The organism is Kribbella sp. NPDC026596 (assembly GCF_040638415.1).
Taxonomy (GTDB): Bacteria; Actinomycetota; Actinomycetes; order Propionibacteriales; family Kribbellaceae; genus Kribbella.
Genome location: NZ_JBEZYF010000032.1, coordinates 1 through 21060, shown reverse-complemented (window position 1 = coordinate 21060; position 21060 = coordinate 1). Strand labels below are relative to the sequence as shown.

The 21060-nt window shown below is 69.2% G+C and carries 20 protein-coding genes; 11 read left to right on the top strand and 9 right to left on the bottom strand.

Features of this window, described 5'->3' with window-relative positions; genetic code table 11:
* Positions 1-65: 65 nt before the first annotated feature.
* On the top strand, positions 66-572 hold the full coding sequence (locus AB0E63_RS25260) for a MarR family winged helix-turn-helix transcriptional regulator (RefSeq protein ID WP_360370932.1): 507 nt from the start codon (positions 66-68) through the stop codon (positions 570-572).
* Positions 572-2188 carry an MFS transporter gene (locus tag AB0E63_RS25255; protein WP_360370929.1) on the top strand — a complete coding sequence of 539 codons (1617 nt, stop codon included), beginning with the start codon at positions 572-574 and terminating at the stop codon, positions 2186-2188. The genes AB0E63_RS25260 and AB0E63_RS25255 overlap by 1 nt, the downstream gene beginning before the upstream one ends.
* Here the strand turns inward: AB0E63_RS25255 and AB0E63_RS25250 are convergent.
* Both AB0E63_RS25250 and AB0E63_RS25245 read right to left on the bottom strand, forming a co-directional pair.
* Positions 2185-3441 carry an MFS transporter gene (locus tag AB0E63_RS25250; RefSeq protein ID WP_360370927.1) on the bottom strand — a complete coding sequence of 419 codons (1257 nt, stop codon included), beginning with the start codon at positions 3439-3441 and terminating at the stop codon, positions 2185-2187. The two genes, AB0E63_RS25255 and AB0E63_RS25250, sit on opposite strands and share 4 nt — an antisense overlap.
* A gap of 63 nt (positions 3442-3504) precedes the next feature.
* Positions 3505-4089 (bottom strand): helix-turn-helix domain-containing protein, encoded by a 585-nt coding sequence (locus AB0E63_RS25245; protein WP_360370924.1) that lies wholly within the window; start codon positions 4087-4089, stop codon positions 3505-3507.
* A gap of 89 nt (positions 4090-4178) precedes the next feature.
* On the opposite strand from AB0E63_RS25245, the gene AB0E63_RS25240 reads away from it, so the two are divergent.
* The gene (locus AB0E63_RS25240) at positions 4179-4679 is read left to right on the top strand and encodes a sigma-70 family RNA polymerase sigma factor (protein ID WP_360370921.1); all 501 of its coding nucleotides are present in this window, start codon (positions 4179-4181) and stop codon (positions 4677-4679) included.
* Positions 4672-5304: a hypothetical protein gene (locus AB0E63_RS25235; protein WP_360370918.1), complete on the top strand. Its 633-nt coding sequence runs from the start codon at positions 4672-4674 to the stop codon at positions 5302-5304. Before AB0E63_RS25240 ends, AB0E63_RS25235 begins: the two co-directional genes overlap by 8 nt.
* Here AB0E63_RS25235 and AB0E63_RS25230 read toward each other — a convergent pair.
* The 3 genes from AB0E63_RS25230 to dacB are packed head-to-tail and all read right to left on the bottom strand — an operon-like array spanning position 5267 to position 8769.
* Positions 5267-6205, bottom strand: coding sequence for a GNAT family N-acetyltransferase (locus AB0E63_RS25230; protein ID WP_360370915.1), 939 nt, complete (start codon positions 6203-6205; stop codon positions 5267-5269). The two genes, AB0E63_RS25235 and AB0E63_RS25230, sit on opposite strands and share 38 nt — an antisense overlap.
* Complete coding sequence (locus AB0E63_RS25225) at positions 6202-7152, bottom strand: GNAT family N-acetyltransferase (RefSeq protein ID WP_360370912.1); 951 nt, start codon at positions 7150-7152, stop codon at positions 6202-6204. The genes AB0E63_RS25230 and AB0E63_RS25225 overlap by 4 nt, the downstream gene beginning before the upstream one ends.
* Before the next feature lie 45 nt (positions 7153-7197).
* Positions 7198-8769, bottom strand: coding sequence for a D-alanyl-D-alanine carboxypeptidase/D-alanyl-D-alanine-endopeptidase (gene dacB, locus AB0E63_RS25220; RefSeq protein WP_360370909.1), 1572 nt, complete (start codon positions 8767-8769; stop codon positions 7198-7200).
* Between the two features lie 223 nt (positions 8770-8992).
* Here dacB and AB0E63_RS25215 point away from each other — a divergent pair, with 223 nt between their 5' ends.
* Genes AB0E63_RS25215 through AB0E63_RS25205 form a run of 3 tightly spaced genes read left to right on the top strand, consistent with a single transcriptional unit; the run spans position 8993 to position 12469 of the window.
* Complete coding sequence (locus tag AB0E63_RS25215) at positions 8993-11107, top strand: alkaline phosphatase family protein (protein ID WP_360370906.1); 2115 nt, start codon at positions 8993-8995, stop codon at positions 11105-11107.
* A gap of 4 nt (positions 11108-11111) precedes the next feature.
* Positions 11112-11876, top strand: coding sequence for an MBL fold metallo-hydrolase (locus AB0E63_RS25210; protein WP_360370903.1), 765 nt, complete (start codon positions 11112-11114; stop codon positions 11874-11876).
* Positions 11873-12469, top strand: a complete 597-nt coding sequence (locus AB0E63_RS25205; protein WP_360370900.1) for a VTT domain-containing protein — start codon at positions 11873-11875, stop codon at positions 12467-12469. The genes AB0E63_RS25210 and AB0E63_RS25205 overlap by 4 nt, the downstream gene beginning before the upstream one ends.
* Here the strand turns inward: AB0E63_RS25205 and AB0E63_RS25200 are convergent.
* On the bottom strand, positions 12455-13096 hold the full coding sequence (locus AB0E63_RS25200; protein WP_360370897.1) for a TIGR03085 family metal-binding protein: 642 nt from the start codon (positions 13094-13096) through the stop codon (positions 12455-12457). The genes AB0E63_RS25205 and AB0E63_RS25200 overlap by 15 nt on opposite strands.
* Before the next feature lie 166 nt (positions 13097-13262).
* Here AB0E63_RS25200 and AB0E63_RS25195 point away from each other — a divergent pair, with 166 nt between their 5' ends.
* Complete coding sequence (locus tag AB0E63_RS25195) at positions 13263-15110, top strand: ABC transporter ATP-binding protein (protein ID WP_360370894.1); 1848 nt, start codon at positions 13263-13265, stop codon at positions 15108-15110.
* Positions 15107-16906 carry an ABC transporter ATP-binding protein gene (locus AB0E63_RS25190; RefSeq protein WP_360370891.1) on the top strand — a complete coding sequence of 600 codons (1800 nt, stop codon included), beginning with the start codon at positions 15107-15109 and terminating at the stop codon, positions 16904-16906. The genes AB0E63_RS25195 and AB0E63_RS25190 overlap by 4 nt, the downstream gene beginning before the upstream one ends.
* Positions 16907-16970: 64 nt before the next feature.
* Here AB0E63_RS25190 and AB0E63_RS25185 read toward each other — a convergent pair whose 3' ends face one another.
* Positions 16971-17291, bottom strand: a complete 321-nt coding sequence (locus AB0E63_RS25185; protein ID WP_360370888.1) for a Fe-S cluster assembly protein HesB — start codon at positions 17289-17291, stop codon at positions 16971-16973.
* A gap of 156 nt (positions 17292-17447) precedes the next feature.
* On the bottom strand, positions 17448-18455 hold the full coding sequence (locus AB0E63_RS25180) for a hypothetical protein (RefSeq protein ID WP_360370885.1): 1008 nt from the start codon (positions 18453-18455) through the stop codon (positions 17448-17450).
* Between the two features lie 172 nt (positions 18456-18627).
* On the opposite strand from AB0E63_RS25180, the gene AB0E63_RS25175 reads away from it, so the two are divergent.
* Positions 18628-19494, top strand: coding sequence for a GNAT family N-acetyltransferase (locus AB0E63_RS25175; RefSeq protein WP_360370883.1), 867 nt, complete (start codon positions 18628-18630; stop codon positions 19492-19494).
* Here AB0E63_RS25175 and AB0E63_RS25170 read toward each other — a convergent pair.
* Positions 19491-20585 carry a dipeptidase gene (locus AB0E63_RS25170; protein ID WP_360370880.1) on the bottom strand — a complete coding sequence of 365 codons (1095 nt, stop codon included), beginning with the start codon at positions 20583-20585 and terminating at the stop codon, positions 19491-19493. The two genes, AB0E63_RS25175 and AB0E63_RS25170, sit on opposite strands and share 4 nt — an antisense overlap.
* Before the next feature lie 64 nt (positions 20586-20649).
* Here AB0E63_RS25170 and hisI point away from each other — a divergent pair, with 64 nt between their 5' ends.
* The gene (gene hisI / locus AB0E63_RS25165; protein WP_360370877.1) at positions 20650-20979 is read left to right on the top strand and encodes a phosphoribosyl-AMP cyclohydrolase; all 330 of its coding nucleotides are present in this window, start codon (positions 20650-20652) and stop codon (positions 20977-20979) included.
* Positions 20980-21060 lie beyond the last annotated feature (81 nt).

Sequence of the window (21060 nt, the reverse complement as noted above, 5' to 3'; positions counted from 1 at the left end):
TAAACGGAACCCCCCGGTCTGCCATATGGTTGCAGAAACCAACTAATTGGGTATATAGTTGGGTTATGCAACTAGCTCAGGAAGCCCTCGTCCCGGGGGTGGAGCGGGACGCGCCGGCCCAGGAGCTGCTCGACGGAGTCAGTTCGCTGATCCGGGCGGTGCGCTGTGTGGAGCACCGGCACCTGATGCCCGACAGCGGGCTGCGACGATCCGACGCGAGTGTGCTCAAGGTCCTCCTCAAGGGCGGCGAGCAGCGCGGCGGTGAGATCGCCGCCAAGCTCGGCGTCGACGCCTCCGTGGTGAGCCGGCAAGTGACCGCCCTGGAGGCCGACGGACTGGTGAGCCGTCGGCCTGACCCGGCCGATGCCCGGGTCGGGCTGGTCAGCCTGGCACCCCGCGGAAGGGCTCAGCTGGAGGCCCTCTACTCGTCCTACACCCAGCATCTTCGTGCCGCCCTGGCGGACCTCGACGACGACATGCTGCTCGCCGCTGCGGAGACCATGCAGCGGCTCGCGCAGGCCATCACGGAGGTCAACCAGGTCGTGAGGCGCACCAACTCGACTGGAGACTGATGACTGTCACGGAGACCCGGCAGCAGGTAGTGCCCAACGCTGGGCCCGCCGCACCGGAACTCACCCATCGCGAGATCCTCGAGATCCTGATCGGCCTGCTCGCCGCGCTGTTCACAGCGATGCTGAGCTCGACCATCGTCAGCAATGCCCTGCCGACGATCATCGCCGACCTCGAAGGCTCCCAGACGCAGTACACCTGGGTGCTGACCGCGAGCCTGCTGGCCACCACGGTGTCCACCCCGATCTGGGGCAAGCTCGCCGACCTGATGAGCAAGAAGCTGCTGGTGCAGCTGGCGATCTCGTTGTTCGTGGTCGGCTCCGCGCTGGCCGGCCTGTCCCACACCGTGCCGTTCCTGATCGGCGCCCGCGTCCTGCAGGGCCTCGCGATGGGCGGCCTGATGGCGCTGGCGCAGGCCATCATCGGCGCGGCCATCCCACCCCGCAGCCGCGGCCGGTACTCCGGCTACATGGGTGCGGTGATGGCGGTCGCGACCGTCAGCGGCCCGCTCATCGGCGGAGTCATCGTCGACACCTCCTGGCTCGGCTGGCGCTGGTGCTTCTACGTGTGCGTCCCGCTCGCCCTGGTCAGCCTGGTGATTCTGCAGAAGTACCTGCACCTCCCACTGATCAAGCGTGAGGTCCGGATCGACTACTTCGGCGCGATCCTGATCAGCATCGCCGCGAGCCTGCCGCTGCTCTGGGTCACGTTCGCCGGTCAGGACTTCGCCTGGATCTCCTGGCAGTCGGCGCTGTTCGTCGGCGGCACGGTGCTCGTCGGCATCCTCGCCGTACTGGTCGAGTCCAAGGTCGCGGAGCCGCTGGTCCCGCTGAAGGTCGTCCGGCAGCGGACCACCGCGCTGGCGATCGTGGCCAGCCTGGCGGTCGGTGTCGCGATGTTCGGCAGCGCGCTGTTCCTCGGGCAGTACTTCCAGATCGCCCGCGGCTACAGCCCGACCGAGGCCGGTCTGCTGACGATCCCGATGATGCTCGGCTCGTTCCTCGGGTCGGTCGGCTCGGGACAGATGATCACCCGCTACGGCAAGTGGAAGCGGTACCTGGTGTCCGGCGGCATCCTGCTCGTGCTCGGGCTGACACTGCTCGGGACGATCGACCACACCAGCCCGTACTGGTACGTCGGTCTCGGCATGCTGGCCATGGGTCTCGGCATGGGCATGATGATGCAGAACCTGGTCCTCGCCGTTCAGAACACCGTGGACGTCCGCGAGATCGGCGCGTCGAGTGCGACGGTCAGCTTCTTCCGCAGCCTTGGTGGTGCGGTGGGCGTGGCCGTACTCGGCGCCGTACTCGCGACGCGCGTGAAGGACCTGATCATCGAAGGGGTGCTGTCCGGCCCAGGTGGTGCGGAGGCGGCGCGGAAGCTGCAGGAGGGTGGCTCCGACAGCACGAGCTTGCTGGATGTCAATCACCTGCCGCCGCAGCTGGCGGAGCTGGTGCGGATGTCGTACGGCGATGCGACCGGACGGATCTTCCTGATCGCGGCCGCGTGTGCCCTGGTGGGTCTGGTCGCGGCGTTCTTCATCAAGGAGGTCCCGCTCCGGAAGACCGTCGCCAAGGTCGACGTCGAGGACCTCGTCGACAGCAGCGTGCACGACTAGAGCTCAGGTGGCTCCAGGCCGGTCAGTTCGCGGGTGCGGATGATCGGTGAGCCGACCAGCCACAGGACGGACAGCAGGCCGCCGGCGGCGGAGACGAGGAGGGTTTCGCGGACACCGATCCAGGTGCCGAGGAACCCGCCGACGACCGCGCCGAGCGGCCTGACGCCGTAGTTGATGCTGGTGAACGCACCCGCGACCCGGCTGCGCATGTGGTCGTGGATGACCGCGGCCTGCAGTGAGTTCAGCGGTACGTCGAAACACATCACGGCGAAGCTCGCGACGAACTCGGCGCCGGCCAGCGCAGTGGCGCGGACCCAGACCGGACCGTCGGCCAGGACCACGAGCGCCATCGCGCCGGGGAAGACGACCGATCCGGCCGCGATCACCCGGCCGGCCCCGAAGATCCGGCTCAGCGGTGCGGCCGCGACCGCGCCGAGTAGACCGCCGGCGGAGCCGATCCCGAAGGCCAGGCCGATCGTTCCGGCCGAGAGCCCGAGTTCGCGGCTGGCGAAGAGCACCAGCAGCGCCATGGCCATCAGGTTGAAGAAGTTGACCGTGGTGGCGCAGCCGAGACTGCGGCGCAAGTACGGGTGCTTGAGCAGATAGCGCATGCCTTCGCGGGCTCGGGTGAGCAACGGTTCCGATGTCTCGTCGGCCTCGCCGGGTGTCGTCTTGAGCCGGCTGAGCTGGATCGCCGAGAACACGAACGACAACGCGTCCACGACGATCGCGACCGGTGCCGTCAGCCACTGCACGAGCAGACCGGCCACGGCCGGGCCACCCATGAAGGAGACCGACCGGGTCGCGGAGAGCTTGCTGTTGGCCTCGAGGAACTGGTCGCGGTCGACCAGCCGGACGAAGAAGGAGGCGTAGGCGGTGTTGAAGAGGACGTGCGCCGTACCGGCCAGGATCGCGATCGCGTAAAGCTGGCCGAGTCCCAGCAGGTCCAGCCAGTACGCCACGGGCAGTGTGAGCAGCAGGACGGTGCGAGCCAGGTCGGCCGCGATCATCAGCGGGCGCTTGTCGCGGCGATGGTCGACCCAGGTGCCGATGAACAGCGAGGCGATGTTCGGCAGCCAGACGGCCGCGGTCAGGAAGCCGACCTGGGCGGGGGAGGCGTCCAGCAGGGTGACGGCGATCAGTGGCAGGGCGAGCTCGGTGATCCGGTCGCCGAACTCGGACACGGTCTGCGCGGACCAGAAGGTCCGGAACCGCCGGTCGCGCCACAGACTGGTGGTGGTAAGTGTGCTCACGATGGTTCCCCCAGGGCAGGTTCAAGTTGTTGCTTTGGGCAAGAAAAGACGAACGGGTCCGGCTCAGGCGGTTGCTTCAGGCAAGGACATGCGGAGGTGGCGGACCGAGCGGGCGTCCGGCGGTGCGCCCTCCTCGCCGCGCTGGACGTACGGCGCGAGTACCTGCTCGATCTCCTGCTCGATCGCGTCGGCCTCGTCGACGGTGACGATCAGGCGGGTATTCGCGGACCCGGCCACGCGGCGCCACTCGGGATCCAGCCCGGGCTCGATCTCGGCGAGCCAGTGCTGTGCCTGCTCCAGGGCCTGGCTCATCATCTCGGCCAGGAGCAGCCGGCCGGCCTCGACGCCTTCCGGGGTGTCCGGCATCGTGACCCGGAACCCACGGGCGACCGCGTTCCACCAGCGCTGCCGCCGGTCCGACCCTTCCGGCGGCGGGCCGTCGACCACCAGGCCGAACGACGCCAGGTGCCGCAGGTGCCAGCTGGTGACGGACGGAGACGCGCCGACGTGCTCGGACAACTGAGTCGCCGTCGCCGGTCCGTTCTTCTGCAACCAGCTGAGCGCGGCGAGCCGGACGGGATGCGCCAGAGCCCGCATCGCCTGCGGGTCGGTGATCTCGAAATCGCCGTACGGATTTCTGAGAGACATGTTTCGAGAGTAATCTCTCAGATCTCCTGGAAGCAACCCCTGTCGCCGGTCCGGGTCCGGCGGGACACTGGGCGGGGAGGTGTGACCGGGTGCGGGACGACAGTGATCCGGTGGCGGACATGGCCGCCCTCTACCGGCAGACCTGGCCGCGGCTGATCGGCGTACTGGTGTCGATCGGCGGATCGCGCGCGGACGCCGAGGAGGTCGCCCAGGACGCGTACGTGAAGCTGCTCGCCCGCTGGGACGCGATCCGCCGGTTCGACGACCCGGAGACCTGGGTGCGTGCGGTCGCCGTGCGGACGATGATCAGCCGGGTACGCCGGCGGCAGGTGGCGACCCGGGCACTGGCCAGGCTCACGGGCCGCCCGGACACCGCGCGTGGGACGGATGGTGCCGCGCTGGACGTGGCGGCCGCGCTGGCCCGGATCACGCCGGAGCAGCGGGCGATCGCCGTACTGCATGACGTCCTGGAGTTGCCGATCGAGCAGATCGCCGTGGATCTGCAACTCGCGCCCGGTGCGGTGAAGTCCCGGCTGGCCCGGGCCCGGCGGGCACTCGCGCCGGTGTCGGCGGTGACTGAGAATGCGTGAGCTGCTGGTCGAGTACGTCGAGGCGCGGACGCCGGAAGAGGCGCCGCCGTTCGAGGATGTGCAACGGGCCGTCCGAGAGCGGCGCCGGCGGCGTTACGTCGTGTCCGCCGCGGTCGCGGCGGTCGTGGTCGTGGCCGGGATCGCCGCCGGCGTCGGCCTCCCGAGGGCTGAGCGCGAGCCGACGTTCGGCCCCGAGGTGGTTCGGTACCTGGTCGGCGGGCCGGCGCCACAGCACTACAAGATCGGTACGACGCTGATCCTGCTGCGGGGCGAGATCGTGGTCACCTCGGTGCGGCTGGATCCGGACCACCTGTCAGTGCTGACCGTGGCGGTCGAACCCGACGAGGTCGCCATCGAGCCGTGCCTGCCGAACACGGTCGTCCGGATCCTGTCCCAGGACGCGTACTCGGTCCGGATCGCGGCGTACCGGTACGGCGTCGGCCCGGACCAGAACGAGGGCCACCAATGCACGAACCCCGGCCCCGCGCCGACCACTCTCGACCTCGACCTGCAGAGCGCGCTCGCGAACCGCACGGTGTACGCCGGAAGCACCGGTGACCGAGTCGTGCTGAAGGGACGCGGCTGCCTCAGGCCGGCTGGATCGTTCGCCGCCAGATGTCGCTGATCAGGTCAGCGCGCATGCCGACGGCGGTGTAGAGGGCGACGGCCGGGGTGGGGTTGCTGCTGTCGACGTGCAGGATGGTGCCCGAGCGTCCGGCGGCGGCATCGACCGCGAAGGCGTCGTGCAGGAGGAACTTGGCGAGGCCTCGACCGCGAGCCTGCTTTATGACGGCGAGCCGGCCGACGTACCCGCAGTTGTCGGTGCTGACGAAGTTGTCGTTGCACTCGGTGACAGCGACCGCCCGGCCGTCGAGCTCGACGGTGGTCAGCTGCGACCAGTCGAACGTGGACCGGCTCTCTCGTGCCGCCGCCCACTCCGGGAACGGCCGCGGTTCGGCCGAAGGCTGTCCACGGAACGCCTCGACGAGTACGGCGTGCGCCGTCCGGCGACTCGTCTCGTCCAAGGCACCACGCCGTACGACGGCACCGACAGGCACCGCGGGTGGTTCCACCGGACCGTCGAAGGTGATCCGCATGCGGTGAATCGACGTATCGATCGTGAAACCGCGGGCGGCGAGGATCTCCGGCATCCGTTCGTCCTGCCGGATGACGCCGACGCTCACGACGACCTCGCCGGATCCACCTCGAGTGGCACGCTGCATCCCGCGCTCGAGCAACCACTCGACAATCGCCGGGTCCTCGCTCAGTGCTTCAAGGGTCATTCGGGTGCCGTCGTTGTGCGCCATCGCGGTGGCCGACCCGGCGAACTCACCGGCCGCGTCGAGCACCACCCAACCGTCCGTCTCCGGGGTGAAGCCGGGATCACGTAGATAGTTCGCGACGTCCTCGGGACTGTGCTTCGCGAACCCGAGCAACGCGCGCGTGTAGTCGCCGGACCGCTCGGCGATCATCCCGGCGTCCTCGAGCCGCATCGGCCGGACGGTGTACCCGGCAGGCAGATTCATGCGTCCACCCGCAGTTGCCAGACGTCGATCACCAGCGTGGCGGTCATGCCGACGGACAGATACAGGTCGAGCGCGGGCGTCGGATTGTTCGTGTCCACGTGCAGGATCGTGCCGGTCCGTCCGGCCGCGGCGTCGAGGGTGAACTGGTCGCGCAGCAGGAACTTCGCCAGGCCGCGCCCGCGCGCCTCCGCGACCACGCCCAGTCGCCCGATGTAGTTGCAGTTCTCGTCGTCGACGAACTGATCCGTGCACTCCCGGAACGCCACTGCCCGCCCGTCCAGTTCGAGCAGCGTGATCTGCGACCAGTCGAACGTCGACTGGTTCTCGTGCGCCGCGTGCCACTCCTCGTACGAACGCGGAGTGAAGCCGAACTGCCCGTCGAACGACGCGTTCAGGACGCCCTGCGCCGCCCGCCGATCGGCCTCGTGGGGAGCACCCCGGCGCACGGTGATCCCGGCCGGGACCTCGGGCGCGGCCACCGGTCCGTGGTGGTCGATCCGCATCCGGTGGTACGTCGTACCGGACGTGAAGCCGGACTCGGACAACCAGGCCCGGCGAGTCTCGTCGGCACGGTAGACCCCGATGTCCAGCAGTACGGACGAATGCCCGAACGCCGTCGCGATCTCGCGCGCCCGACGGGTGATCTCGGCGAGCAGGTAGGCCGCGACTTCCGCGTCCGCGGTGATGACGTCGATGTCGAGCTGGTGGTGATCGCCCTTGCCGAAGACCGAGCCGTAGCCGGTCAACCGGTCGCCGTCGAAGACGAGCCAGCCGTCGGTCTCCGGCGCGAACCCGGGATCGGTGAGCTCGTCGACCATGTCGTCGAGGGTGTAGTCGGCGACCCCGATCACCGCGGTGTTGTACGCCGCCACCAGGTCGAAGACAGCCTTCGCGTCGTCCTTCGTCGGTGGGCGGACGGTGTGCGTGGCAGGAAGTACGGCGGTCATTCAGACATCGTGGTGAACGACCGCCGTACTGTCGAGCGGATTAGGTCAGCAGGCCTTCTGCCATTCGAGATCGCAGGTGGTCTGCGTCGTCCTGAGGGTGTTCGGCGCGACTGCGGCCGGAGGCGCCTGGTCGGACCAGGAAGCCAGCGTGACGCCGACCGCGTCCTCGATCGAGCGCGGGCTGACCAGGTAGTTGTTGCTGATCATCGAGAAGACCAGCTTGCGGCCGTCCTTGTTCGTCACGTAGCCGGACAGTGCCGTCACGCCGGTCAGCGAGCCGGTCTTGCCATGCAGGTTGTTGGCGGCCGGTGTGTTGAGCATCCGGCTGCGCAGTGTGCCGCCGACGAACCGTTGCGGGTTGCCGGCGATCGGCAGAGCGTCGTACCACTGCTGCCACCACGGCTCCTTCTGCGCCCCGATCAGTACGTCGGTGACGCTGTCGGCGGTGACGTTGACCTTGCGGGACAGGCCCGAGCCGTCGGAGAGGCGGATCCGGCTGGTGTTGACCCCGATGCTCTGCGCGTAGTCGGTGACGACGCCCAGTCCGGCCGACCAGCTGCCTTCGGCTTCGACGACGGCGCCCATCGCCTTCACCAGGGTCTCGGCGTGCATGTTGTTGGACAGCTTCAGGAACGGCGTCATCAGTTCGCCGACCGTCATCGACTCGTCCCGAGCGAGCTGCCGGGCGGTCGTCGGGGTGGCGGCGTTCTTGATCCGGCCGTCGACCTGGATGCCCTGGGCGGCGAGCGCGCGCCGGAAGACGTCGGCCGCGTAGAGCTCCGGCTCCCAGACCGTCACCCACTCCTGCCCGACCGAGGCGCCGAGCGGCACCGAACCGGTCACCCGGACGATGTTGGTGCCGTGGTCGCGCTCGATGCTCAGCGTGTTGGCCGATCCTGCCGCGCCCGTCGTCGCAGTGCTGACCAGCTTGATCACGCCGTTCGCCGGCACGAGCGAGAGCTTCGCCGGTGCTCCGGCCGTCGCTCCGGGCAGGCTCTCGACGATCGCCGTACCCGAGTCGTAGTCGGTGTTCGGGGCGAGCGTGAGGGCGGAGATCTGGGCGCTGTAGTAGAACGGCTCGTCGTCCCAGGACCAGGTGTCGCCGAGGCGGACGTGGTCGAAGTAGGTGTCGTCGGCGACCAGGTCACCCTCGACGCGACGGACGCCGGCCGCGCGGAGTTGCTTGGCGAGTCCGGCGTAATCGGACTCGAGTGCGGTCGGGTCGCCGTACCCCTTGAGGTACAGGTCGCCGTTCAGCTTGCCGCCGCGGACGGACGCGGTCGCCAGTACGTCGGTGTGGAAGCGGTACGACGGGCCGAGCGTGTGCATCGCGGCCGTCGATGTGAAGAGCTTGGTGTTCGAGGCGGGCAGCATCCGCTGATCGCCGTTCCGGTCGTACAGCGTCTCGCCGGTGGTCGCGTCCCGGACTACGAGCGCGACCTGCGAACCGTCGTACCGGCTGTCGTTCAGCAGGCTGTCCAACCGCGTCTGCAGCGCTGTCGGCTGTACTGCGGTCGGCGCACCGGCCGACTGTGTGACCACCCCACCGACGGCCGCCGCGACTGCGGCGACAGAGGCGACCATCGCGCGCCCCGACACTCTCGGTAAATACTTCACGAGAAACTCCCTCAACCCAGGCGGAATCCAACTAGCGGGAGTCTCCACCCCCCGAGCCTCCGGGTCCAGTGATCAGCGCTTCCGGGTCAGGGAATCGCCGGGGGAGACCCCGGCCCTGACCCGGGAACCACCCGTCCGGTGCGTGGCGTGGTGCTACAGCGCTGCAACCTGCCTCGTACTCTCGTAGAGCACAGCGAGACGAACGGGGAGCACGAAGCAGGCGATGGCGAAACCACCAGAGCAGGTGTCCGGGACCCGGCGGCGACGACGCCCGGTCTGGCTGGACCTGCGCCGTACCGGCCGGGGCCTGCAGGCGATGCTGTACGGCGGCCTCGCCTCGCTGATCTCGCTCATCATCACGTTCTGGACGCTGCCGCAGATCAGCAGTGACGGCCGGCTGCCGATCCTCCGGCTGGTCGTGCTGCTCGCGGTCTTCAGCATGCTGATGCGCTGGGTGCTGGCCGGGGTCGCGATCCTGATCGGCTCGATCGGCGTCCTCGTCGGGGGACTGCTGTCGCAGTTCGGCGTCGTCTACATCGGCATCACCGTGGATCCGGGCGTGACCCTGCACGGCGGTGTCGAGGCGCCGGTTGTGGTCGCGGTCTGGATGGCGGCGGTGAGCGCCTTCGTCGGCTGGGTCGCGTACGCCGGCAGCGACGACGCGTACGTCGCCGAGGTGATGCGGGTCGTGCACCGCAGAGCGCGCAAGATCGAGGCGGCGCCGAAGACCGGGATGCTGATCATCCAGATCGACGGACTGTCAGAACCACTGCTGAACTGGATGGTCCTGGCCGGCAACCTGCCGAACCTGGGCGGCTGGATCCGGGACGGCAAGCACTCGATGGTCGGCTGGCACACCGGCGTACCGGCGACCACCCCGGCCAGCCAGGCCGGCATCCTGCACGGCGGCTCGAAGCACATTCCGGCGTTCCGGTGGTACGAGAAGGAGACCGGCCGGGTGATGGTCACCAACCGTGGCCGGGACGCCGCCGAGATCGAGGACCGGATGTCGACCGGGCGCGGGCTGCTCGCCGACGGCGGCGTCAGCATCAGCAACAACTGGTCCGGAGACGCGGACCGGTGCGAGCTGGTCTTCAGCCGGGCCGCCCTGCCGAACAGCCGCAGCCGGGGTTACGTTCGGTTCTTCTCCAGCCCGCAGGGTGCCGCCCGCGGTCTGGTGCTGTGCTTCGCCGAGATGGTCAAGGAACTGCACCAGGCCCGTCGTCAGCGGGTCCGGCATCTGGTCCCGCGGGTCAAGCGGGGCGGCGGCTACATCTTTCTGCGCGCGATCACCAACGTGCTGCTCCGCGACCTGAACGTCTCGCTGGTCACCGACGAGCTGATCAAGGGCACCCCGGTGATCTACTGCGACTTCGTCGACTACGACGAGGTCGCGCACCACGCGGGCCCGACCCGAGCGGAGTCGCTGCAAACGCTGGAGGGTCTGGACCGGGTGCTGGGAGCGTTGCAGCGGATCATCGACACCCTGCCGCACTCGTACGAGATCGTCGTCCTGTCCGACCACGGGCAGAGCCAGGGTTCCACCTTCCTGCAGCGGTACGGGCGCACCCTCACCGAGGTGGTCGACGACCTGGTCGACACCACGAAGGAGCCAGTGGCCGCGGTCGGCAGGTCCGAGGGTTGGGGTCCGGTCAACACGTTCCTGACCGAGCTGTCGCTGCGCCGCAGCGTGACCGGGACGGTGACCCGGAAGGCGCTGCACGGGAAGGCCAAGAGCGGCGAGGTGGAACTCGGGCCGAAGGAGTGCGAGCCGCCGATCGCCGCCGACGAGCAGATGGTGGTGACCGCCTCAGGCAACCTCGCGCTGCTCTACCTCGCGACCACGCCCGGCCGGGTGCCACTGGAAGAGATCGAGCTGCTGCATCCGAAGCTGATCCCTGGTCTGGCGACCCATCCCGGCGTCGGTTTCGTAGTGGTCGACTCGCTGGCCGAGGGACCGGTCGCGATCGGCCGGGCCGGAGTCCGGGTGCTGCGGTCCGGCCGGGTCGAGGGAGAGGACCCGCTGACGCCGTACGGGCCGTTCGCGGCGGCGTCGATGCTGCGGCAGGCGGAGATGCCGCACAACGGCGACGTCGTGGTGGTGAGCCGGCTGGACGAGTACACCCACGAGGTGGCGGCGTTCGAGGAACTGGTCGGCTGCCACGGCGGGATCGGCGGCTGGCAGACCGAGGCGGTCCTCGTGCATCCGAGTCGTTGGGTCCTGGACGAGCCTCCCGTAGGCTCCGACGCGGTCCACGCACTGCTGATCAGCTGGCTGGAAAAGCTGGGCCGCCGCAAGGACCTGCGGAAACCGGTCGAGTCGAGTGTGGAGGCCTGAAAGCGTGCGGATCACCTGGTGGGGGCATGCCACCACCACGATCGAAGCGGCCGGCACGCGGCTCCTGACGGATCCGGTGCTGACGTCGCGGATCGCGCATCTGCGCCGCCGCCGCGGACCGTCCCCGCTGCCCGAGGCGGGGAAGTGTGACGCCGTCCTGATCTCGCACATGCACGCCGACCACCTGCACCTGACCTCGCTGCCGATGGTCGATCCGGAGGCCGCGCTGGTGGTCCCGCGCGGTGCCGCCAAGTTGATCCACCAGGACAGTGGTGCCGCCGTCTCGGAGCGCTGCATCGAGGTTGCCCCGGGCAACCAGGTGCGGATCGGCTCGCTCGACATCACCGCGATCACGGCCCATCACGACGGCCGCCGGCTGCCGTGGTCGTCGCACGCCGGCCCGGCCCTCGGGTACCGGGTGGAGGGCTCGCCGAGCGTGTGGTTCGCGGGCGACACCGATCTGTTCGACGGCTTGGCCGCGGAAGCCGGTCCGGTCGACCTGGCGCTGATCCCGGTCGGCGGTTGGGGTCCGTCACTCGGACCGGGACACCTGGATCCGGAGCGCGCGGCGGAAGCGGTTCGGCGCGTCGGTGCGCGGATGGCGATACCGGTCCATTTCGGGACGTTCTGGCCGATCGGGTGCGACTGGCTGAAGCCGGAACTGTTCCTGCCACCAGGGGACCGCTTCAAGGCCGCGATGGCCGAGGTGGCTCCCGCGGTGAACGTGGAGGTCCTGCAGCCCGGCGAGTCGACCGAGGTGGCCGCATGACGGGCGACACGAGGTTCGACCTCTGGTACCTCTTCGCGCTCGCGGGCGCCGTTCTGCTGGGCGCGGTCCTGCCGGTTCTGCCGACCGGCGCCGCGGTGTCGGCGGGCGCCGTACTCGCGTCGCACAGCAACCCGATCGGGCTCTTCGGGGTGTTGATCGCCGGCGCGGCCGGCGCGTACATCGGCGACCTGATCGTGTACGCCGGCTGCCGGTTCGGTGGTGAACGGCTGGCCAAGCGGGTCGGGTGGTTGCGCGACAACGCGTCCCTCGACGCCCTGCGGCTCAGGCTGTCCGAGCACGAGATCGGCGTCCTGCTGACCTCCAGGCTGATCCCGGGCGGCCGGGTGCCGGTGCTGCTCGCGGCCGGCCTGGCCGGGTACCCGTGGGAACGGTTCGCGCTGGTCGACCTGACGGCATCGTCGCTGTGGGCCGCCGTCTACATGGCGATCGGGCTGCTCGGGTACGCGCTGTTCGACGAGCCGTGGCAGGGCGTGCTCGCCGCGGTCCTGCTCGTCGTACTCGTGACCGTGAGCAGCAGCCTGGTCCAGCGTGTCCGGCGCACCCGGGCCACCCGGAAGTCAGACGCCGAATGATGCGCTGCGGAGCCGCTCGATCAGCTCCGCGTCGCCCTCCAACCGAACGTCGGCCACCTGCTGACGGCCGAAGCAGAACAGCACCAGCTCGGCCGGCTCACCGGTCACCGTCACCGATCCGAGCTCGGTCGGCCGCTTCGCGACGGACGTCGTACCGTCCGGGAGCCTGAGCACCAGACCGCTCGGGGCCTTCCGGGTCATCGTCTTCGAGGCGAGCCGGACCGCCTTCCACAGGCCGGCCTGCTGGTCGTCCGGCAGGGTGCGGACGTCGTACGACGGTTGCGCCCGCCGGACGTCCTCGTGGTGCACGAAGTACTCGGTCGTGTTGAGCTGGTGACCCAGCTTCGGGAGTGCGTAGATCGAGACCGGGGGCGGTCCGTTGCGGACCTTGTCGACCACCTCGGCGAAGCTGTAGCGCTCCTTGGCCCGCCGCATCCGCCGCTCGGTGGTGTCGGCGAAGGCGGAGATCATGATGCCCGGCCCGGCCATCGGATCGGCCTCCCGGACATACAGATGAACGGCGAGATCGTACGTCGACCAGCCTTCACACAGCGTGGGCTGATCAGGCCCCAACTGGTCGAACAGATCACACAGAGCGAGTCGTTCTACCCGGCTGTAGTCGGTCACATAGTCGATCGTAATCGCGAACCCAACCTTCCTTCCCTTCCTTGCCTCCACCGGTGGAGGCAAGGAATAAAGAAAACAGGAGGGGGCGCTGGAATGGCAGAATGTCAATCGTTGTCATGCTTGTGCCCGGTGTTCGCACCTGACTGTCTTGGAGAGCGTCTTGCCCATGCCCAAAGTCCCCGACAAGGGCAGCGTCACTCGGCGAGGGTTCGCGGTTCTGCGGGTGGCGATCTGGGAGGAGCCGTGGATCTTCGCCCTGTCCGTGCTGGCCGCCATGCTCTACGGCGCGATGACGGTGGCCGGCGGCTGGGCGCTCGGCTGGGCGACCGACCACGTGCTCCGGCCGGCCTTCGAGACCGGTGAGACCACCTTCGGCGCGATCGCGTCGCTGATCGGGCTGTTCATCGGGATCGCGATCCTGAACGCGATCGGCGTCGTCGGGCGGCGGATCGGGGCCGGCATCATGCAGTTCCGGCTGCAGGCGACGTACCGGCGCCGGGTCACCCGGCAGTACCTGAAGCTTCCGCTGGAGTGGCACCACCAGCACTCGACCGGCATGTTGCTGTCGAACGCCAACGCGGACGTGGAGTCGACCTGGTTCGTGATCGCGCCGCTGCCGATGGCGATCGGCGTGATCGCGATGCTGGGGTTCGCGACCGCCGCGATGTTCGCGGCCGACGTCGCGCTCGCGCTGGTCGGCTGCCTGGTGTTCCCGCTGGTGTTCGTCGCGAACGTGATCTTCCAGCGCTACCTGCAGCCGCTCGCGACCCGGGCCCAGCAGCTCCGCGCCGACGTCTCCGAGGTCGCGCACGAGTCCTTCGACGGCGCGCTGGTGGTGAAGACGCTGGGCCGCGAGGCCGCGGAGACCGAGCGCTTCCGGGACCCGACATACGCGCTGCGGGACGCGAACATCTCGGTGAACAAGGCCCGCGGTCTGTTCGACCCGGTGATCGACGGCCTGCCCCGGCTGGGTGTGCTCGCGGTGCTGCTGGTCGGTGTCGCCCGGGTGGGGTCGGGCGCGGCCGACGCGGGTGACGTGGTCCAGGTGGCGTTCCTGTTCACGCTGATCGGCTTCCCGATCCGTGCGCTCGGCTGGGTGCTCGGCGAGCTGCCGCGTTCGGTGGTCGGCTGGGATCGAATCCAGCGGGTCCTGACCGCGGAGGGCGGGATGGAGTACGGCGACGCCGAGCTGACGTCGACCAAGGCCGCTCGGCTCCAGGTGTCGGACGTGCGGTTCGGCTATCTGCCCGAGCGGGATGTGCTGGCCGGGGTCGACTTCACCATCGAGCCCGGGCGGACCGTCGCGATGGTCGGGCCGACCGGCGCCGGGAAGTCCACGATCACCACGCTGCTGACCCGGCTCGTCGACCCGGAGAAGGGCGCCGTCAAGGTTGACGGCACTGACCTGCGCGACCTGGCCCGGGACCAGTTGGCCGACTCGGTCGCGCTGGTGGCGCAGACCGCGTTCCTGTTCGACGACACGATCCGCGGCAACATCACGCTCGGGGCCGACTTCGGCGACGAGGACGTCTGGGACGCGCTCCGGATCGCCCAGGGCGACGGCTTCGTGAAGGCCCTGCCGGACGGTCTGGACACCAAGGTCGGTGAGCGCGGTACGACGCTGTCCGGTGGTCAGCGGCAACGCATCGCCCTGGCCCGCGCGCTGGTACGGCGTCCCCGCTTGCTGATCCTGGACGACGCGACCAGCGCGGTCGACCCGCAGGTCGAGGCACGGATCCTTGCCGGGCTGCGGTCCGCCGTTCAGGGGGCCGAAGCCGCCACGACCGTCCTGGTGATCGCGTATCGCAAGGCGACGATCTCGCTCGCCGACGAGGTGCTGTTCCTCGACGAGGGCCGGATCACGGCACAGGGCACCCACACCGAGCTGCAGGAGAAGTCGGCCGCCTACCGGGAGCTGGTCGACGCCTACGAGAAGGACGCTGAGCGCCGCCAGGAAGAGTCGGAGCTGGCCGCGGAAATTGACGATCTGGACGCAGAAGGAGCATCCGCGTGAGTACGGCTGAGGCATCATCGCGGTTGGACCACGCTGACGACGCGAGTGGTCTGGAGACGCTGCGGCAAGGGTTGAAGGTGTCGCCCGAGTTGGCCAACGGGTGGTTGGTGACCGGGCTGCTCGCGTTGACCATGACTGGTGGGCGGATCGTCGTACCGATCGCTGTTCAGCAGACGATCGACAAGGGCCTGTCCGGGCCGGGTGGGCCGGACATGTCGTACGTCGCCTGGATGTGCCTGGTCTGCGCGCTCGGCATTCTGGTCACCGCGGGAGCGTCGTACCTGACGACCGTGCGGCTCGCGATCAACTCCGAGAACGGGCTCGCGACGATGCGGATCAAGGCGTTCCGCCACGTGCACGACCTGCCGGTGCTGACGCAGAGCACCGAGCGCCGGGGCGCGCTGGTCAGCCGGGTCACGTCGGATGTGGACACGGTGTCGCAGTTCCTGCAGTTCGGCGGGTTCATCTTCCTGGTCAGCATCGGGCAGATGCTGCTCGCGACCGTGGTGATGTTCTTCTACTCCTGGCAGCTCGCGCTGGTGGTGCTGGTCTGCTTCATCCCGCTGTTCGCCAGCCTGAAGTACCTGCAGCGCGCGATGTCCAAGGCCTACGGTGTGGTCCGCGCGAAGGTCGGCGAGATGCTGTCCGCGATCGCCGAGCCCGTGGTCGGCGCTCAGGTGGTCCGCGCGTACGCGGTCGAGAAGCGGACGCAGGAGCGCATCGACGCCTCGATCGAGGACTACCGGCGGACCGCGACCAAGGCACAGGCGCTCACCGGTCTGACGTTCTCGATCGGCGGTCTGGCGGCGGGCCTGGCCAACGCCGGTGTGCTGTCGGTCGGTGTACTGCTCGGTGTCGACAAGCAGGCCTCGTTGGGGGAGCTCCTCGCGTTCATGTTCCTGGTCGCGCTGTTCTCGGACCCGGTCCAGATCGCGACCCAGGTGCTGACCGACGCTCAGAGTGCGTTCGCCGGGTGGCGGCGGGTGCTCGGCGTGATCGCAACGCCGGCCGACGTGGTCGACCCGGGGGAGTCGGGCGTGAAGCAGCCGCGCGGGCCGATCACGGTCGAGTTCGCGGACGTGGACTTCGCGTACCCGGAGGGCGAGCTGGTTCTCCGCGATGTCGACGTACAACTCGAGCCGCACCGGCGGGTCGCGGTGGTGGGCGAGACCGGGTCGGGCAAGACGACGTTCGCGAAGTTGCTGACGCGGCTGATGGATCCGACCGGCGGCTCGGTCCGGCTGGACGGGGTGGACGCGCGGGAGATCTCGTTCGAGTCGCTGCGGGAGCGGGTCGTGATGGTGCCGCAGGACGGGTATCTGTTCGACTCGTCGCTCGCCGAGAACGTGCGGTTCGGGCGGCCGGAGGTGACAGACACGCAGTTGCTCGACGCGTTCGAGTCGCTCGGGCTGACGGACTGGCTGGAGTCGCTGCCGGACGGCTTGGAGTCGCCGGTCGGCCAGCGGGGGGAGTCGCTGTCCGCGGGCGAACGTCAGCTGGTCGCGCTCGTCCGGGCGAACATCGCCGACCCCGATCTGCTTGTACTGGACGAGGCGACGTCGGCCGTCGACCCCGGCACGGAGGTCCGGGTGAACGCGGCCCTGGAGCGGCTGATGGCCGGGCGTACGTCGGTCACCATCGCGCACCGGTTGTCGACCGCGGAAGCGGCCGACGAGGTGCTGGTCTTCGACAACGGAGAGATCGTCGAGCGCGGCCCGCACGCCGACCTGGTCGGCGCCGGCGGCGTCTACACCCGCCTCCACGACAGCTGGATAGCCCAGCGCAGCGCGGTCTAGCGCGAGGTGCGCGCGGCGGCCAGGACCTAGGGAGGGGCGGTCCCGGCCGCGCGCGGTTCACCTGTCAGACGGTCGGGGCGGCACCGTTCTCATGCCCGGCACCCGGCTGGGGCACCAGCAGGAACTCAACACCGCCCTTGTCATCGACCGCCGCGTCCAGAATCTTGTCGTCCAGCGCGTTCGCGGCGTTCTGCTCGAGGAAAACCCGCGCACCGGCTTCCTCGACCACCTGGTCACCGGGCCGCGGCGCCTCCGTCGTCGTCACCGCGAGCGCCGGATCCGCCGGGTTTTCCTGCGAGATCCGCACCCCGGCCCCCTCCGGCGCACCCTCGACCCCAGTGATGCTCTTGATCACCAGCGTCGCGTTCTCAGTCAGGGTAAGCACAACCACTCCAAACGTTCGGTGTCATCGAGCCCGTCCCGTGCCCGATCCCGCCCAGCCCAAACACCCCGCGCCCGGTTCCCCGGCCGTACCGCCTGCCGTCCTTGAGCACCCACCAACCACGAAAGCGGCGCCACCGTGGTTGGTGGGTGCCCAAGGTCAGGCGGCGCGGTGGGAGGGGAGCGGTGCGACACGCCACGTGGGGGGATCGGCGGGACGCGACTCGCCTCGGGCGAAGGCGGCTCGGAGACGGGCGACCAGATCGGAGCGGGGAGCGACGACGTCTTCCCAGCCGAAATGCACCAGTTCGACGCCTCGATCGCCCAGCCGCTGGTCACGGCGATGGTGCATCCGGATCCGGCGCCGCCGCTCCTCAGGGCTGTCCGCCTCGTACTTCGCCAGTCCGTCGGCTTCCCCGATGGTCCGGAACCGAGGCCACCAGAAGTCGAGACGCTCGGGCATCCAGCCGAAGCCGTCGAAGAACTGTGCCTGGAGCACTGGCGCGGGCAACCCGGCCGCGGCGAACAGGACCCGCGCGATCGACTCAAGCACCGACTCCGATCCCGGATCGCCGAACTCGAGCGCGGCCAAGGCTCCGCGGATTCCGGGCCAATGGTGCTGGCGCTCGGCGACGGTGAGCATCTCGGTCAGCGTCGTACCGGTCCGCAAGGCGTGGTCGACAGTGGCTGCCGCCTCGCGCAGGGGCAACTCGCGGGCGAGATCGACAACCGTCCTCGCGGTACTGGTGACCGGCAGCCACAGGTGGCGTGACACATCGACGGTGGCCAGGCCGGCACGCCGTACGACGATGTCCGGGCGCCGCTGGTTGCGGTGGGCGGTGGGGGAGCGAGTCAGCCAAGCCGCGTCGATCGGTGGAGCCGACGAACGGCCCGTGTCGGTCCACAGGCGAAGGCCGGCCAGCCGAGCTGCGCTGAAGTGACTGACAACCGATCCCGGGTACGCCGCCTGAGCACAGGCGACGACCGCGAAGTACTCGTCGATGCGTCCGTCGACGTAATGCCCGTAGTGGTGCTGCAGGTGATGCCGGCGAACCAGCCGTCGGAGATCGGCATCACCCACCCCGAGCCCGCGCAACACATCCCGAGGCTGCGGAGTCTGCACAAGTGCCACGAGCCGCTTGCTTACGACGTCCTCGAGTCGATCCACTGCCCCAGCCTGCCGCCTCACGACCGACACCCGCACCCCACTTCCTCCCACCTGTGGAAAGCCACCTTGGGTACGGGTCAACCAGTAGAAGGTGCGGATTTTGGTTGGTTGGTGCTCAAAGTGCCGGAAAGTCGGGTGCGGAGTGTCGGTGGGGTGGTGTGGGATCGGGGGTATGGCTATTGGGTTGGTGACACCGGGGGTTGGCGGGCTGGGGGCGGTTGTGCGGGTGCTGCGGGAGTGGCAGTCCGATGAGGGGGCGGTGCAGCTGCATCCGGGGGATCTGGGGTGGTTCTGGCGGTTCGGTGGTGAGGTGACGGCGGCGGCTACCCGGATCTGGAGCCGGGACGGGGAGATTCTGGCGGTCGGGCTGCTTGATGAGCCGGATCTGCTGCGGGTCGCGATCGCTCCGGAGGCTCAGCGTGATGAGGAGTTGGCGCAGCGGCTGATGGAGGACGTGTCCGCGCCGGAGACCGGCGTACTGATCGAGGGCAAGGTGTACGTCGAGGCGCCGATGGGAGCGCTCGTCCAGGACCTGCTGTCCAAGGACGGCTGGGAGACCGGCGAGCCGTGGGTGCCGCTGCGGCGCGATCTGAGCGAGCCGGTGCGGGATCCCGGCGTCCGGGTCGACGTGATCGGCGCGGAGGAGGCGCACGAGCGGACCAACGTCCAGCGGGCGTCGTTCGACGGGTCGACGTTCACGGACGCACGCTGGCACGCGATGGCCGACGGTGAGCCGTACGCCGACGCCCGCTGTCTCGTCGCCCGCAACGAGCTGGGCGAGTCCGTGGCAGCCGTGACCGTGTGGTCGGCGGGCGAGGGGAGGCCGGGGCTTCTGGAGCCGATGGGCGTCCACCGGCTGCACCGCGGTCGCGGCTACGGCCAGGCGATCACCATCGCCGCCGCCCGCGCCCTGCAGGAGCTGGGGTCGTCCAGCGCCGTCGTGTGCACACCCGCCTTCAACGTCGGCGCCGTCGCCACCTACCAGTCCGCCGGCTTCGAACCACAATCCGAGACCCGAGACCTGGTCCGCAACGCCTAAGCGGCTACCTCGTCGGCTGCGCGGAGGACGCGCAGGATGTTGCCGCCGGCAAGCTTTGCCAGCTCGGTGTCGTTCCAGCCGCGGTCGGCGAGGGCCTCGAACAGCACCGGGTACGACGCAACGTCCGCGAGTCCCGTGGGGAACTCCGGGCAGCCGTCGTAGTCACCGCCGATCCCGATGTGGTCCACGCCGGCGATCCCGCGGACATGCTCGATGTGCTCCACCACGTCCTCCAGAGTGGCCAGGGGCTTCGGCAGGTCCGTCAGCTCGACCAGCTTGGCCTGGCCTTCCGGGCTGAGCGGATTCAGGTCCGGCTCCGCCTCGCGGGCGGCGGCGACCCAGTCGACGTACGCCTGGGAGACGAAGTACGGCACGAACGTCACCATGCAGACGCCGTCGTTCCGCGCCAGCGTCTCGAGCACGTCGTCCGGGGCGTTCCGCGGTACGTCGCAGATCGCGCGGGCCGACGAATGGCTGAAGATCACCGGTGCGCTGGTCACCCGCAGCGCATGCCGCATGGTGTCCGCGGAGACGTGTGAGAGGTCGACCAGCATGCCGATCCGGTTCATCTCGCGTACGACGTCCTCGCCGAAGTCGTTCAGCCCGCCGAGCACCGGTTCATCGGTGGCGGAGTCCGCCCAGGACACGTTGTTGTTGTGCGTCAGCGTCATGTACCGCACGCCCAGCGAGCGCATCACCCGCAGCACGCCCAGCGACTCACCGATCGAGTGCCCGCCTTCCATGCCCATCAGTGACGCGATCCGCCCGGCCTTGATCGCGGCCTCCACCTCGTCGGCCGACGACGTCAGCTGCAGATCCTCCGGGAAGCGCTCCACGAGCCGCCGGACGAAGTCGAGCTGCTCGAACGTACGCCGTACCGAGTGGTCGTCCTGCGGCACCCAGAGCGACCAGAACTGCGCGCCGACGTGACCCTTCCTCAGCCGGGGGAGGTCCGTGTTCAGCGTGGGCACCGAGCCGCTCAGGTCGTGCGCGTCCAGGTCGTACCTGGCCAGGTCGTAGAACGCGATCGGCAGGTCGTTGTGGCCGTCGATCACCGGGTGGTCACGTAACAGTTCGTCGATCCGGGTCATCGGGCCATCCTCGCAGTTGGAGGGCGTGGTCAGAAGGCAACCCGGGATCGGCGACAATGGGTGAGTGAGTATCGACGAGCTGACCTTCGACGCGGCCGGGCTGATCCCGGCGGTGGTGCAGCAATACGACACGCGCGAGGTCCTGATGGTGGGCTGGATGAACGCCGAGGCGGTCCGCCGGACCGCGGAGACCAAGCGGAGCACGTTCTGGTCCCGCAGCCGGCAGGAGTACTGGGTCAAGGGCGAGACCAGCGGCCATCGACAGCACGTCAAGCAGATCCTCGTCGACTGCGACGCCGACACGCTGCTGGTCCTCGTCGACCAGGAAGGCCCGGCCTGCCACACCGGCACCCGCTCCTGCTTCGAGCACGGCAACATCGAGGTCCTGAGCTGATGGCCGGGCCTTCGGCGCCGGCAGGGTCATGGGGCCTTGGCTCCCGGCCTTCCCTCGTCACTCCAGTCGCTGCGCTCCCTG

Bases quoted from the DNA above. Each gene is read 5' to 3' on its own strand.
- AB0E63_RS25260 (WP_360370932.1), top strand. From the start codon at position 66: ATGCAACTAGCTCAGGAAGCCCTCGTCCCGGGGGTGGAGCGGGACGCG.
- AB0E63_RS25255 (WP_360370929.1), top strand. From the start codon at position 572: ATGACTGTCACGGAGACCCGGCAGCAGGTAGTGCCCAACGCTGGGCCC.
- AB0E63_RS25245 (WP_360370924.1), bottom strand. From the start codon at position 4,089: ATGTCTCTCAGAAATCCGTACGGCGATTTCGAGATCACCGACCCGCAG.
- AB0E63_RS25235 (WP_360370918.1), top strand. From the start codon at position 4,672: ATGCGTGAGCTGCTGGTCGAGTACGTCGAGGCGCGGACGCCGGAAGAG.
- AB0E63_RS25230 (WP_360370915.1), bottom strand. From the start codon at position 6,205: ATGAATCTGCCTGCCGGGTACACCGTCCGGCCGATGCGGCTCGAGGAC.
- AB0E63_RS25225 (WP_360370912.1), bottom strand. From the start codon at position 7,152: ATGACCGCCGTACTTCCTGCCACGCACACCGTCCGCCCACCGACGAAG.
- AB0E63_RS25215 (WP_360370906.1), top strand. From the start codon at position 8,993: ATGGCGAAACCACCAGAGCAGGTGTCCGGGACCCGGCGGCGACGACGC.
- AB0E63_RS25205 (WP_360370900.1), top strand. From the start codon at position 11,873: ATGACGGGCGACACGAGGTTCGACCTCTGGTACCTCTTCGCGCTCGCG.
- AB0E63_RS25195 (WP_360370894.1), top strand. From the start codon at position 13,263: ATGCCCAAAGTCCCCGACAAGGGCAGCGTCACTCGGCGAGGGTTCGCG.
- AB0E63_RS25175 (WP_360370883.1), top strand. From the start codon at position 18,628: ATGGCTATTGGGTTGGTGACACCGGGGGTTGGCGGGCTGGGGGCGGTT.
- AB0E63_RS25170 (WP_360370880.1), bottom strand. From the start codon at position 20,585: ATGACCCGGATCGACGAACTGTTACGTGACCACCCGGTGATCGACGGC.